9 protein-coding genes are annotated in these 13,552 nt (G+C 73.6%); 4 read left to right on the forward strand and 5 right to left on the reverse strand.

Going from position 1 to position 13,552, the window contains the following annotated elements; translation table 11 throughout:
* Positions 1 to 34: 34 nt before the first annotated feature.
* A complete protein-coding gene (pepN, locus tag ABD994_RS06045; RefSeq protein ID WP_345411781.1) occupies positions 35 to 2,596 on the reverse strand; it encodes an aminopeptidase N in 2,562 nt (853 codons plus the stop codon).
* Positions 2,597 to 2,683: 87 nt separating this feature from the next.
* On the opposite strand from pepN, the gene ABD994_RS06050 reads away from it, so the two are divergent.
* The 4 genes from ABD994_RS06050 (at position 2,684) to ABD994_RS06065 (ending at position 6,161) form a co-directional block, all read left to right on the forward strand.
* The gene (locus ABD994_RS06050; protein WP_345411784.1) at positions 2,684 to 3,292 is read left to right on the forward strand and encodes a mycothiol-dependent nitroreductase Rv2466c family protein; all 609 of its coding nucleotides are present in this window, start codon (positions 2,684 to 2,686) and stop codon (positions 3,290 to 3,292) included.
* Between the two features lie 120 nt (positions 3,293 to 3,412).
* Positions 3,413 to 4,303: a DUF559 domain-containing protein gene (locus ABD994_RS06055; RefSeq protein WP_345411786.1), complete on the forward strand. Its 891-nt coding sequence runs from the start codon at positions 3,413 to 3,415 to the stop codon at positions 4,301 to 4,303.
* 129 nt (positions 4,304 to 4,432) lie between these two features.
* Entirely contained in the window at positions 4,433 to 5,857 is a 1,425-nt protein-coding gene (locus ABD994_RS06060; protein WP_345411788.1) for an aldehyde dehydrogenase family protein, read from the forward strand.
* 10 nt (positions 5,858 to 5,867) lie between these two features.
* On the forward strand, positions 5,868 to 6,161 hold the full coding sequence (locus ABD994_RS06065; protein WP_345411790.1) for a hypothetical protein: 294 nt from the start codon (positions 5,868 to 5,870) through the stop codon (positions 6,159 to 6,161).
* Here ABD994_RS06065 and ABD994_RS06070 read toward each other — a convergent pair.
* The 4 genes from ABD994_RS06070 to ABD994_RS06085 form a co-directional block, all read right to left on the reverse strand.
* A complete protein-coding gene (locus ABD994_RS06070; protein WP_345411792.1) occupies positions 6,148 to 7,218 on the reverse strand; it encodes a CapA family protein in 1,071 nt (356 codons plus the stop codon). The two genes, ABD994_RS06065 and ABD994_RS06070, sit on opposite strands and share 14 nt — an antisense overlap.
* A 19-nt stretch (positions 7,219 to 7,237) precedes the next feature.
* Positions 7,238 to 9,079, reverse strand: a complete 1,842-nt coding sequence (locus ABD994_RS06075) for a S9 family peptidase (protein ID WP_345411794.1) — start codon at positions 9,077 to 9,079, stop codon at positions 7,238 to 7,240.
* A gap of 62 nt (positions 9,080 to 9,141) precedes the next feature.
* Positions 9,142 to 10,917, reverse strand: coding sequence for an N-acetylglutaminylglutamine amidotransferase (locus ABD994_RS06080; protein WP_345411797.1), 1,776 nt, complete (start codon positions 10,915 to 10,917; stop codon positions 9,142 to 9,144).
* A 36-nt stretch (positions 10,918 to 10,953) separates the two neighbouring features.
* Positions 10,954 to 13,509, reverse strand: coding sequence for a glutamate--cysteine ligase (locus tag ABD994_RS06085; protein ID WP_345411799.1), 2,556 nt, complete (start codon positions 13,507 to 13,509; stop codon positions 10,954 to 10,956).
* Positions 13,510 to 13,552: the final 43 nt, after the last annotated feature.

Below are 13,552 nucleotides of genomic sequence, written 5' to 3' on the forward strand. Positions count from 1 at the left end.
GTTCGTTCGTTCCGGGGGGTGCCGGGGCGGGTGCTCAGCCCTGGTCGAACTCCCGCGCGGCGAGGGCGCGCACCACGCCCGCGCGGCCCTCGGTGACCAGGCGGCGCAGGGCCGGCGGGTGGTCGCCGGCGAGCCAGGCGTCGGCGGCCTCGACGGTCGCCTGCTCGACGGCCCAGGACGGGAAGAGGCCCTGGACCATCGGCTGCGCCTGCTCCGAGGAGCGCCGCGCCCAGACCTCGTCGACGACGGCGAAGTACTTCGGCACGTAGTCCGCGAGCAGCGCCTGCTGGGCCGGGTGCGAGAAGCCCATGATGATCGCCGAGTTGATGGCGTTGGGCAGGGTGTCGTCCTCGACCGCCCGGCGCCACGCCTCGGCCTTGGCCTCCGGGGTCGGCAGCAGCGCCCGGGCCCGCTCGGCCATGCGCCGGCCGGTGGCGGTGTTGTCGCGGGCGTACTCCTCGTCGATCTCCGCCTCGCCGGCCGCCCCGTGGGCGACGAGGGCGTGAAGGAGGCGCCAGCTCAGGTCGGTGTCGACGGTGAGGCCCTCGAGCGGCTTGTCCCCGGAGCGCCAGCCGGCGATGACGTCGAGCGCCTCCGCCGTGAGCACCGAGCCGGCGAGGGCGTTGACGATCGCCAGCTGGTGGTCCGAGCCCGTGTCGGTGTGCACCAGCTCGAGCAGCGTCGCGACGAACTGCGGCCAGCCCTCGGTCACCGCCCAGCTCGGCTCGGCGTACGACGCGAGCGCGGTCTGCGCCTGCAGCAGCAGCCGCTGCACGACGCCGACCTCGCTCTCGGCCGCGAGCCCGCCGGTCACGAGCGCCACGAAGTCGCGGGCGCGCAGCTCGGCCTCGCGGGTCATCTCCCAGGCCGCCGACCAGCACAGCGTGCGGGGCAGCGGCTCGGCGATGTCGCCGACGCGGTCGATCAGCGTGGTCAGCGAGCGCTCGTCGAGGCGCATCGTGCAGTAGGTGAGGTCGTCGTCGTTGACCAGCACGAGCGCGCCCGCCTCGGCGCCGACCAGCTCGGGCACCTCGGTGCGGTCGCCGTCGACGTCGAGCTCGACGCGGTGCTGCCGGACCAGCTTGCCCGTACCGTCGTCGCCGTAGACGCCGACGGCCAGGCGGTGCGTGCGCAGCTCCCCGGCGCCGGGCCGGGCGCCGCCCTGCACGACCTCGAATGACGTGTACCGGCCGTTCTCGCCGACGGAGAACGACGGCGAGAGCGAGTTCAGCCCCGTCGTGCGCAGCCACTGCGCGCTCCAGCCCGACAGGTCGCGGCCGGAGGCCTCGGTGAGGGCGCCGAGCAGGTCGTCGAACGTGGCGTTGCCGTAGGCGTGGCGCGAGAAGTACAGCCGCAGCCCGGAGAGGAACTCGTCCTGCCCGACGTAGGCGACGAGCTGCTTGAGCACCGACGCGCCCTTGGCGTAGGTGATGCCGTCGAAGTTGACCTCGACGGCCTGCAGGTCGGGGATGTCGGCGGCGACGGGGTGGGTCGAGGGCAGCTGGTCCTGGCGGTAGGCCCACGACTTCTCGACGTTGGCGAACGTCGTCCACGCGTTGCGGTACTCGGTGGCCTCGGCCTGGCTGACGACGCTGGCCCACGTCGCGAACGACTCGTTGAGCCACAGGTCGTCCCACCAGCGCATGGTCACGAGGTCGCCGAACCACATGTGCGCCATCTCGTGCAGCACGGTCTCGGCGCGGCGCTCGTAGAGGTAGCGGGTGACGCGGCTGCGGAAGACGTAGTCCTCGAGGAACGTCACGGCGCCGACGTTCTCCATCGCGCCGGCGTTGAACTCGGGCACGAAGAGCTGGTCGTACTTGCCGAAGGGGTAGGGCACCCCGAAGTTGCGGTGGTAGAAGCCGAAGCCCTGCTTGGTCTCGGTGAACAGCCGGTCGGCGTCCATGTACTCGGCGAGGCTCGCGCGGCAGTAGATGCCCAGCGGGATGCTGCCGTGCTCGTCGGTGTAGGTGTCGGTCCACTTCGCGTAGGGCCCGGCGATCAGCGCGACGAGGTAGGTGGAGATCCGCGGCGTCGGGGCGAACACGTGGCGGGTGACGCCGCCGGCCTCGGTGGCGCTCTCGGCGGCCCCGTTGGAGACGACCTCCCAGCTCGACGGCGCCGTCACCGTCATCCGGATCGGCGCCTTGAGGTCGGGCTGGTCGAAGCAGGCGAACATGCGCTTGGCGTCGGCCGTCTCGAACTGGCTGTAGAGGTAGACGCCCTCGTCGACCGGGTCGACGAAGCGGTGCAGGCCCTCGCCGGTGTTCATGTAGCGGGCGTCGGCGTCGACGACCAGGGTGTTGTCGGCCTGCAGGTCGGGCAGGGCGATGCCCTGCTCCTCGTCGTAGCCGGAGACGTCGAGCGGGGTGCCGTTGAGCTCCGCGGAGCGCACGCCCGCGGCGACGACGTCGATCCAGCTCGTGGCGCCGGGCTGCGTCGCGCGGAACCGCACCGTGCTGATCGACCGGAAGGTGGTCTCGCCCGGCGCGCCGGTCGACGCGTCGGTGAGGTCGAGGTCGACGTCGTAGGCGTCGACCTCGAGCAGCTCGGCGCGTGTCGCGGCGTCGGCGCGGGTCAGGTTCGGGGCAGCCACGGCGACACCCTACGGCGGACCGGGAACACGGCGGGGCCTCACGGGGGTTGCCCGAATGAGGACGTCTCAGAAGGGAACCCGACCGCCATGGCAGACAAGACCCGCGTCGATTTCTGGTTCGACCCGCTGTGCCCGTTCGCCTGGATCACCTCGCGCTGGATGCTCGAGGTCGAGCAGGTGCGCGACGTCGAGACGCACTGGCACGTCATGAGCCTCGCCGTGCTCAACGAGGGCCGGGACCTGCCCGACGAGTACGCCGAGATGATGAAGAAGGCGTGGGGTCCGGTGCGCGTGTGCATCGCCGCGGCGCAGCAGAAGGGCGACGACATCCTCGCGCCGCTGTACACCGCGATGGGCACCGAGATCCACAACAACGGCAACAAGGACTTCGACGACGTGATCGCCAAGGCGCTCGACGAGGTCGGCCTCGACAGCTCCTTCGCGCAGGCCGCGCACACCGACGAGTACGACGAGGCCCTGAAGAAGAGCCACCACGAGGGCATGGACCCGGTGGGCATGGACGTCGGTACCCCGGTGATCCACGTCGAGGGCGCGGCCTACTTCGGCCCGGTCATGACCCGCATCCCCAAGGGCGAGCAGGCCGGCCAGATCTTCGACGGCGCCAAGCTGCTCGCGGGCTACGAGTACTTCTACGAGCTCAAGCGCACGCGCGACACCGAGCTGAAGTTCGACTGACGTCTCCGCACTGATCGTCGATCCGAGGACCTGCCGGGCGCCAGGTGCGGCGGAGGTCCTCGGACCGACGATCACGGAGGTCGATGGAGCCGTGCGGCGTGTGTCTGCGTCGAACACGGTGTGGACATCGACCAGTTCCTCGCCACCCACGACGGTGTCGTCAGCCGCGAGCAGGCGCGGACCTGCGGGCTGAGCGACGACGCGATCGCCTGGCGTCTCGCGACGGGTCGCTGGGTCCGGCGCGCGCCGCGCACGTTCCTCGACACCGCCTGGGCGTACACGCTCGCGGCCCGCGTCCGCACCGCTGCGGCGTGGGCCGGCGAGCACGGCACGCTCGTCGCCGTCACCGCCGCGTGGTGGTTGGGCCTCGGCGTCGCCGACCCTCTCCCGATCACGGTCGCGCTCCCGCCGGGCAGCGCACGCCGTGCCCCGCGCGGGATCCGCGTCGTGCAGCGCGAGGTGCGGGTCGACCGCACGCGTCACCGGGAGCTGTGGGTGACCTCGACACCGCTGACGGTCCTCGACGCCGCGGTGGCCCTCGGTCCCGGCGGCCCGCGGTTCCTCGACCGGGCGCTGCAACAGCACGTCGACCTCGACGCCCTGCGCGCCGCCCAGTCGCGGAACCTGGGCCGGCGCGGCTCGCGGGCCGCCGGCCGCCTGATCTCGCGGGCCTCGGACCGGGCAGCCTCGGAGGCCGAGCGCCGGATGCTCGCGCTGCTGCGTGCCGCGGGCATCACCGGGTGGGCCGTCAACCGGGAGGTGCGACTGTCCGACGGACGTCGCGCGCTGCTCGACGTCGCGTTCCCCGAGGTCCGGCTCGCCGTCGAGGTCGACGGGTGGGCCCACCACGAGGACGTCGACCGCTTCGTCGACGGGCGGGCGCGCAAGCGCGCCCTGGTCGCCGACGGGTGGGTGGTGGTCGAGGTGACGTGGCACGATCTGGTGGAGGCGCCCGACCGCCTCGTCGACGAGCTGCGCCGGACGCTCGTGCGCCTCGGGGCGGCAGCATGACCGTCGATCTGAGGATGTGCCGGGCGCCAGCTGCGGCGGAGGTCCTCGGATCGACGATCACCGAGACGGTGGGCGGGCGCCGCGTCGGGCAGGGTGGGGTCGAACGCCCGAGGGATGCGGAGGCAGTCGATGACGACCGGTACGGACACGCTCACGCGGCACTGGATCGACGGGACCTGGCAGGAGGGTCCGGGCTCGATCGCGGTGGTGAACCCGGCGACCGAGGAGACGATCGCCGAGGTCCCGGCCGGCGGGGCGTCGGAGATCGACACGGCGGTCGTCGCCGCGCGGCACGCGTTCCCGGCGTGGGCGGCGACGCCGCTGGCCGACCGGGTGGCGACGGTGCTCGCGATCCGCGAGGGCATCAAGGCGCGCAGCGCGGAGATCGCCGCGTCGATCACCGCCGAGATGGGGTCGCCGACGAAGTTCGCCAACTCCGTGCAGGTCGGGATGCCGATCGCGACGTCGAAGGGCGTCGCGGGGCTCGCCGAGTCGTTCCCGTGGACCGAGGAGATCGGCAACTCGCTGGTCGTGCGGGAGCCGATCGGGGTCGTCGGCGCGGTGACGCCGTGGAACTACCCGCTGCACCAGGTGGTCGCGAAGGTCGCGCCGGCGCTCGTCGCCGGCTGCACGATCGTCCTCAAGCCCAGCGAGGTCGCGCCGCTGACCGCCGGCATCCTCGCCGACATCACCCGCGAGGCGGGGCTGCCCGGCGGGGTGTTCAACGTCGTGCACGGCACGGGCCCCGACGCGGGCGAGGCGCTCGCGAAGCACCCGCTCGTGGACATGGTGTCGTTCACCGGCTCGGTGCCGGCCGGGCGGCGCGTGCAGGAGGTCGCGGCGGCGACCGTCAAGCGCGTCGCGCTCGAGCTCGGCGGCAAGTCGGCCAACATCGTGCTCGACGACGCCGACCTCACCCAGGCCGTCAAACTCGGGCTCGGCAACTGCTTCATCAACGGCGGCCAGACGTGCACCGCCTGGACCCGCCTGCTCGTGCCCGAGTCGCTGCACGACCAGGTCGTCGAGATGGCCGTCGAGCAGTCGGCCAAGTACACCGTCGGCGACCCCACCGAGGAGTCCACGCGCATCGGCCCGATGTCGTCGGACCGCCAGCGCGAGCGCGTCGAGCACTACATCACGCAGGGGGTCGAGGAGGGCGCCGAGCTCGCCGCCGGCGGCCCGGGCCGGCCCGAGGGTCTCGAGCGCGGCGCCTACGTCCGCCCGACGATCTTCTCCGGCGTCCGTCCCGACATGACGATCGCCCAGGAGGAGATCTTCGGGCCGGTGCTGTCGGTGATGCCGTACGCCGACGAGGACGAGGCCGTCGAGATCGCCAACGCGACGGTCTACGGGCTCGCGGGCGCGGTGTTCGCCGGGTCGCAGGAGCGCGGCGTCGAGGTCGCCAAGCGGATGCGCACCGGCCAGGTCGACGTCAACGGCGGGGCGTTCAACCCGCTCGCGCCGTTCGGCGGCTACAAGCAGTCGGGCACCGGCCGCGAGCTGGGGCGCTACGGCCTCGAGGAGTTCCTCGAGGTCAAGTCGATCCAGCTGTAGACCACCCCCGGTGGCCCGGGGCCTGTCGCTCGCCGCGTTCCTGCCGGCCGGCGGCCTGGTCACGTACGTGCTGGTCGTGTTCACCGGCTGGACGGACGAGGACTGCGCGCCCGGCGCGTTCGCCTGCGACCCTGCCGCGGTGCAGGGCGTCCGGCTCGCCTACGGCCTGGCCTTCGCGCTCGCCGTGCTCCTCGGCGTGCTCGGGGTGCTCCGGCACGGCCGCGGCGGCCGGTGGTGCGCGGCGGCGGCGTGGCCGGTGTGGATCGGGGCGGTCGTCGCCACGACCTGGCTCACCCCCGCGTGAGGCCGGCGCCGAGCGCGCCGCGGGTGGCGACGCGGGCGTCGGTGCGGTCCCGGGCGGCCGCCGCCGGCGTCCCGGCTGCGGCGGCGGTCACGTCGCGGACGCGGATCGGCGGGCCGGTGTCGATCCACGTCGGGACGTACTCGGCGCGGGTCACGCGCCAGCGCCCGTCGCCCGCGCGCCCGAACGTGAACCGGGCCAGGGCGCCGTCGTCGGTGCCGGGCGTCTCCTGGTCCGCGAGCTGGTTGCCGAGCCCGTAGGCGACCCACTCGTCGCCGATCCGCTCGAACGGCTGGACGACGTGGGCGTGGCAGCCGATCACCAGGTCGATGTCCGGGCTCGCCAGCAGCTCCGGGGCGAGCCGCCGCTGCTCGACGTCCGGCTCCGGGTCGTTCTCGGTGCCCCAGTGCGCGCTGAGCACGACGACGTCGGCGCCCTGTGCGCGGGCCCGGTGCGCGGCGGCGAGCACGGCCTCCGGGTCGAGCAGGGCGACGTTGCCCGCGGTGGGGGAGCGGTCGCCGTTGAGCCCGTACGTCGCCGAGAGGTGCGCGACGCGCACGCCGTGGACGTCGTAGAACGTCGTCGCGGCGGCCTCCTGCGGCGACCGGGCCGTGCCCGCGTGCCGCAGGCCGGCCGCGTCGAGGGTGGCGAGGGTGCGGTCCACCCCGGCGGTGCCCTGGTCGAGCGCGTGGTTGGACGCCGTGCTGCAGCCGTCGTAGCCGACGGCGGCGAGCGAGCGGGCGACCTCCGGCGGGGCGTCGAAGTCGGGGTAGCCGGCGTAGGGCCCGCCGGGCGGCGCGAGGGGGGTCTCGAGGTGGCAGAGCGCGAGGTCGGCGCCCTCGATCAGCGGCGCGATCCCGGCGAGCTGGGGGACGAAGTCCGGGGCGCCGCGCCCGTCGGCGATCGCCTGCGCCGTGACGGTCGGGTGGACGAGGACGTCGCCGCCCGCGACCAGCGTGAACGACTCCGGGGGAGCGGGCGCCGGTGCCGGGGCGGCCGCCGGGGCCGCCCCGGGAGCGCAGGCGGCGAGGGCCAGCACGAGCAGCAGGACCCGGATCACGGGCCCCACCCTGGAGGCCTCAGGACGCCGCGTCGAGGTGGGTTGCGATCCAGCCGACGCACTCGTGGATGAACGTCACGCGGTTCTCCGTGCGCTGGATCTCGTGGCCCTCGTCGTCGAAGAGCAGGTAGCGGAACGGCACGCCGGCGTCCTTCGCGCCGTGCACGGCCAGCTCGGCCTCGTGCACCGGGACGTTCGTGTCGAACTTCCCGTGCACGACCAGCAGCGGCGCGCGCAGGTTGTCCATCCGGTGCACCGGCGACAGCTCGCGCAGCAGGTTGCGGTCGTGGATCGGGTGGCCGTACTCGCCGACCGCGGCGTCGGCGATCCACGGCTCGGTGCGCGCGAAGAACGTCTCGAAGTCGGCCATCCCGCACACGTCGACGCCGACGGCGAACAGCTCGGGGTGGAACACCAGCGCCGCGAGCGTCAGGTAGCCGCCGTACGAGCGGCCCATGACGCCGACGCGGGCGGGGTCGGCGACGCCGATCTGGACCAGGTGCTCGACGCAGGTGGCGACGTCGCGGATGGCGGCGAAGCGCCCGGCGCCGTTGTCGGCGTTGACGAACGAGCGCCCGAACCCCGACGAGCCGCGCACGTTCGCCGCGTACACGGCGATGCCGCGGGCGAGCAGGTGCTGGTAGAGCGGGGTGAACACCGGACGCTCCTGCGCCTCGGGCCCGCCGTGCAGGTAGATGACCGTCGGGAGCGGCCCGGCCTGCCCGCGCGGACGGTAGAGCCAGCCGGGCAGCGCGAGGCCGTCCGGGGTGGTCACCGTCTCCAGCGTCGGGTGCACCAGCTGGCCCGGCGACCAGCGCGGCTCCTCCTGCGGGCAGATCAGCGCCGTGGTGTCCGAGGACAGCTCGAAGCACCAGACCGCCGCCGGGACCTCGGGGGACTGGATGCCCATGACCAGCGAGTCGCCGTCGTGCGAGAACACCGCGCTGGTGACGACATCGCCGGGCGGCGCGTAGGCCGAGCACTTGCCGGTGGCGATGTCGAGCAGGTCGACCTCGCTGCGCCCGGCCACGTTCCACACCAGCGCGGCGAGCCCGGCGTCCTCGGTGAGCGCGAATCGCTCGAGGTCGGCGTCGTCGCGCTCGGCGAGCACCTCGGGGGTCATCGGGCTCGCGTCGGTGGCGACGTCGACCGCCACCAGGGCCGCCCGCTCGCGGCCGCCGTCGGTGAGCAGCAGCATCCGCGTCCCGTCCGGGGTGAACCGGCCGGCGACGACGCTGGAGCTCCAGGTGATGGCCACCGAGTGCTCCACGGCCCCCGGGGGACCGCCCGGCCCGCGCCCGGAGTCGATCTCGTGCCAGCCCTCGGTGCCGTCGAGGTCCACGATGCCGACGTGCCGCGAGCCGCGCCGCCCGCGCCGCAGCAGCACGCGGCGGCGGTCGCGGCTGACGTCGAGGATCTGCAGGGCGTGCCCGGAGCCGACGCGCTGGCGCTGGTCGGTGTCGGCGTCGACCAGCCAGGCCGTGGTCGTCTCGGGGTCCGACTCGGTGATCGCGAGGACCGAGCCGGTGCGGGTGAAGCGGTCGAGGGTGACCGCGCCCCGGTCGCCGTCGCCGACCCCGCGGATCGGGCGCAGGTCACTGCCGTCGGGGCGGACCACCGCGACGTTGGTGCGCTCGCCGCCGTCGGGCGCGGTCTCGATCGCGAGCCAGGTGCCGTCGGGGGACCAGCGGACCGCCGAGACCAGGTCGTCCCCGGTGTCGAGCGACCACTCCTCGCCGGTGCGGCGGCGGTGCAGGCGGACCTGCGGCTGGCCGTCGCCGTCCCACACGAACGCGATCGTGGTCCCGTCCGGCGAGGGACTGGGCGACCAGCAGCGAGTCGCGCTGATCCACTCGTCCACCGGCCCGGACCCTCCTCTGCTCGACCGCCGTTGACCCGTGGTGAACGGTACCTACGTCATCCCTACGTGATGCCGTGGGCCTGCAGCCACATCTCGAGCAGCGCGACCTGCCACAGCGCGTTGGCGCCGAGGTTGGTGCGCCCCGAGTTGGGGTCGTCGAGCATCGCGGCGACCGCGTCGGGCCGGAAGAGCCCGCGCGACTTCGCCGCCGGGTCGGTCAGCGCGCCCTGCACCCGCTCGAGGACGGGCCCGGAGAGCTGGCGGATCGCCGGGACCGGGAAGTAGCCCTTCTTCCGGTCGATGATCTCGTCGGGCAGCACGCCGCGCGCGGCCTGCTTGAGCACGCCCTTGCCGCCGTCGGCGAGCTTGTACTCCGGCGGGCAGGCGCCCATGGCCTCGACGAAGTCGTGGTCGAGGAACGGGACGCGGGCCTCGAGGCCCCACGCCATCGTCATGTTGTCGACGCGCTTCACCGGGTCGTCGACGAGCATGATCGTGGTGTCCAGCCGCAGGGCCGCGTCGACGGCCGAGTCGGCGCCGGGGCGCGCGAAGTGCTCGGCGACGAACGCCCGGCTGACGTCGGAGTCGACGAGGGCCTCGGGTGCGAGGAGCTGCGCGACGCCGTCGTGCGGGCGGTCGAAGAACGCCTTCTGGTAGGCGTCGACGGCGCCGTCGCGGGCGACGTTCGCCAGCGGCGGGTACCAGTCGTAGCCGCCGAGGATCTCGTCGGCGCCCTGGCCGGACTGCACGACCTTGATGGACTTCGAGACCTCGCGCGAGAGCAGGTAGAAGGCGACGACGTCGTGGCTGACCATGGGCTCGGCCATCGCGGCGACCGCGCCCTCCAGCGCGTCGTCGGTCTCGTGCTTGGGCACCTTGAACCGGACGTGGTCGGTGCCGTAGGTCTTCGCGACGAGGTCCGAGTAGTCGAACTCGTCGCCGGACTCACCGGCCTCGGACTCGAAGCCGATCGAGAAGGTCTTGAGGTCCTTCTGGCCCATCTCGGCCAGCAGGGCCACGACGATCGACGAGTCGATGCCGCCGGAGAGCAGCACGCCGACCGGGACGTCGGCGACCATGCGCCGCTCGACCGCGGTGCGCAGGGACGCGAGCGCGGTCTCGGCCCACTCCTCGGCCGACTTCTGGCCGTCGCGGGCGAACACCGGCTCCCAGAACGTCCAGTCGTCGGTGGCGCCGTCCGGGGCGACCGTGCGGATCGTCGCCGGCGGCAGCTTGCGCACGCCCTGCAGGATCGTGCGCGGCGCGGGCACCACGGAGTGGAAGCTCATGTAGTGGTGCAGGGCCACGAGGTCGACGTCGGTGTTGAGCCCGCCGCCGGCCAGCAGCGCGGGCAGCGACGACGCGAAGCGCACCGCGCCCGGGACCTGCGCGACGTACAGCGGCTTGATGCCGAGCCGGTCGCGCCCGAGCACCAGCTCGCCGGTGCGCCGGTCGGCGATCGCGAACGCGAACATGCCCTTGAAGTGCTCGACGCAGGCCTTGCCCCAGCGGTGGAAGGCCTTGAGCAGGACCTCGGTGTCCGAGGTCGAGAAGAACCGGTAGCCCTCGGCGTGGAGCTCGTCCCGGAGCTGCTGGTAGTTGTAGATGATCCCGTTGAAGACCGCGGTCAGGCCGAGGTCGGAGTCGACCATCGGCTGCGCGCCGGCCTCGGACAGGTCGATGATCTTGAGGCGCTGGTGGGCCAGCGCGAGCGGCCCGTGGCCGACGACGCCCCAGCCGTCGGGCCCGCGGGGCTCGAGCACCTGGGCCATGTCGAGCACCGTCGCGACCTCGGCCGCCCGGCCGTCGAAACGGAACTCACCGGCGATACCGCACACGTGTGGCCTCCTCGGGTCCGTCCGGACGCGCGCTGCTCAGCGCAGGATCCAGGTGTCCTTGCTGCCCCCGCCGCGCGACGAGTTGACCACGAGCGAGTCCGGGGGCGCGACTCGTGTCAGGGGGGTCGGCAGGACGGTCGGGGTGGGCGCGAGCACCACGAAGGCGCGCAGGTCGACGACCCGCGGCTCCAGCACCGCGCCCGTGAACGTCGGGTGCGTGGAGATCTGGACGGTCTCCTGGGCGACGAAGCCCGCCGGGTGCGCGCGCACCTCGGCGGCCGCCTTCTCCAGGTCCTGCTCGGAGGCGTGCTGCCCGATGACGATGCCCTGCCCGCCGAAGCCGTCGACGGGCTTGAGCACCAGTTCGTCGAGGTGCTCCAGGACGTACGCGCACTGGTCGGGATCGGCGCACGACCAGGTCGGGACGGCCGCGAGCGACGCCTTCTCGCCGAAGTAGTACTCGGTCAGCGCGGCGATGAAGGGGTAGACCGCCTTGTCGTCGACGAGCCCGTTGCCCGGCGCGTTGGCGAGGGTGAGACGCCCCGTCCGCACGGCCTCCTGGATCGGGTCGCCGAGCGGGACGCCCGAGGCGTCCGGCGCCGTGAAGAGGACCTCCTCGTCGATGCGCCGGTAGACGACGTCGAGGGGTCGGCCGGTCGCCGCGATCGTGATCATGCCGGCGGCCGCGCGGAGCTCGGAGGGCGTGAGCAGGGGCACGCCCATCTCCTCGGCGAGCACCTGGTGCTCGTAGTACGCCGAGTCGGCCGGGCCCTCGGTGACGACGGCGAGCACCGGCTCGTTCCCGGCCGCCGGCGGCGCGCACGCGAGCAGGGCCTCGCGCAGCAGCGCCGGGCCCTCGTCGGCGTCCAGCACGCCGCCCGGGGCCTGCAGCTCGGGCAGGACGCTGCGCACGACGCGACGGTCGGCCATCGCGTAGCCGATGCCCGACGGGATGCGCAGGTTGTCCTCGAGCACCTTCCACGCGCCCTCGGCGTCGCAGACGACGTCCAGGCCGCTGACCAGGGCGCGCACGGCCCCGGGGTGCAGGTTCATCGCCGCCTCGTGCGGCTGCGGCAGCCAGCGCAGCGCCGCCTCGGGCAGGACGCCGTCGTGCAGGCAGGCGCGCTCGCCGTGCAGGTCCTGCAGCAGCGCCTCGCACGTGCGGGCCCGCTGCACGAGGCCCTCGGACAGCGTCGACCACTCGTGGGGCGTGATGAGCCGGGGCACGAGGTCGAGGGGGAACAGCCGCTCGGCGTCGTCCTCCTGGGGGAAGAACATGCCGCGGGCGCGTTGCTCGGCGTCGCGGCTCTTCTCGTGCACGAGCAGCCCGGACGGGCCGATGCGCTCGAGCGTCGAGACCAGCCAGGAGTACGCCGGGCGCACGGTGTGGTCCTCGGACACCGCCTCGTCGTACGCGGGCGGGGCGTAGCCGGCGAGCAGCACCGGCGCGACGGTGGCGGAGACCGGCGCGTCCACGGGGGAGTCGGGCGCGCCCCGGGTCTCGGCGACGAGCATGTCGACGACGGCCTCGAGGTTGCCGTTGCGGTTGGCGCGCTGGCGCTGGCGGGCCGCGGAGCTGCCGCGGGCGAGGGCCTCGAGCGCCAGCTCCTCGACGACGGCGCGGTCGCCGGCGTCGTCGAGGTCGTCGGCGAGGTGCTCGAGCATGAGGCGCACCGCCCGCGACGGCGGCACGAGCTCGGGCCCGTCGACGTGGACGAGGTCGCCCTCGAGCCCCGAGCGGGCGGCGCGCCAGCTCGCGGCGCGCAGCAGCTCGGGACGGTGCTGCGGCGCAGGGCGGCCCGCGAGGTGGGCGCGCACGCCGTGGCGCACCAGGGCCCGGGCGAGCCCGGCGATGAGCACCACACCGTCGACGCTCGGGCTGGCGTCGCAGATCCGCACCTCGACGGTGTCCTGGTGCGCCGAGGGACGCATGTCGAAATAGACCATGCCCGGGTCGGACATCGTCCCGGAGGCGAGCAGGCTCCCGATGAGCGCGTCGTAGTCCGCGGCGTCGCGCAGGGGTGCGGGCGGGCCGGCGGTGGGCCAGCGGTGCCAGGCCAGGGTGCGCGAGCTCGCGTAGCCGGTGTCCTCGCTCTGCCAGAACGGCGAGCTGGCCGAGAGCGCGAGCAGCACCGGCAGCCACGCCGCGCTGTGCTGCATCACGGTGATCGCGGCATCGCGGTCGGGGACGTCGACGTGCACCTGCGTCCCGCAGATCTGCTGCTCGAACGCCAGCATCTGGTACTCGTCGCGCATCCGCTCGTAGCGGGGCGAGGGCGTGATGCCCTGGGCCGAGCCGTCGATCAGCGGCACGCTGCCCGCCCCGACGACCCCGAGACCGCGCTGCTCGGCGATCTGCGCGAGCATCCCGCGCAGCCGCACGAGGTCGGTGCGAAGGTCGGCCAGATCGGCGGTCGGCCGGGAGTTCGTCTCGATGATCGAGGGCTTGAGCTCCGCGGCGAACGCCTCCCCGTCGAGGCCCTGCAGCTCGCCCAGCACCTCGGGCACCCGCGGGACGGCCGCTCGCGTCTCGAGGTCGACGAGGTGGAACTCCTCCTCGACACCCACGACGACCTGGTCCGCAGGTGTCACACGGCGCTCCGTACGTCGCGCTCCCATAACGGCTCAACCTACG

The organism is Actinomycetospora chlora (assembly GCF_039542135.1).
Lineage (GTDB): Bacteria > Actinomycetota > Actinomycetes > Mycobacteriales > Pseudonocardiaceae > Actinomycetospora > Actinomycetospora chlora.

Excerpts from the sequence above, each read along its gene's own strand:
- ABD994_RS06050 (WP_345411784.1), top strand. The coding sequence starts at position 2,684 with ATGGCAGACAAGACCCGCGTCGATTTCTGGTTCGACCCGCTGTGCCCG.
- ABD994_RS06060 (WP_345411788.1), top strand. The coding sequence starts at position 4,433 with ATGACGACCGGTACGGACACGCTCACGCGGCACTGGATCGACGGGACC.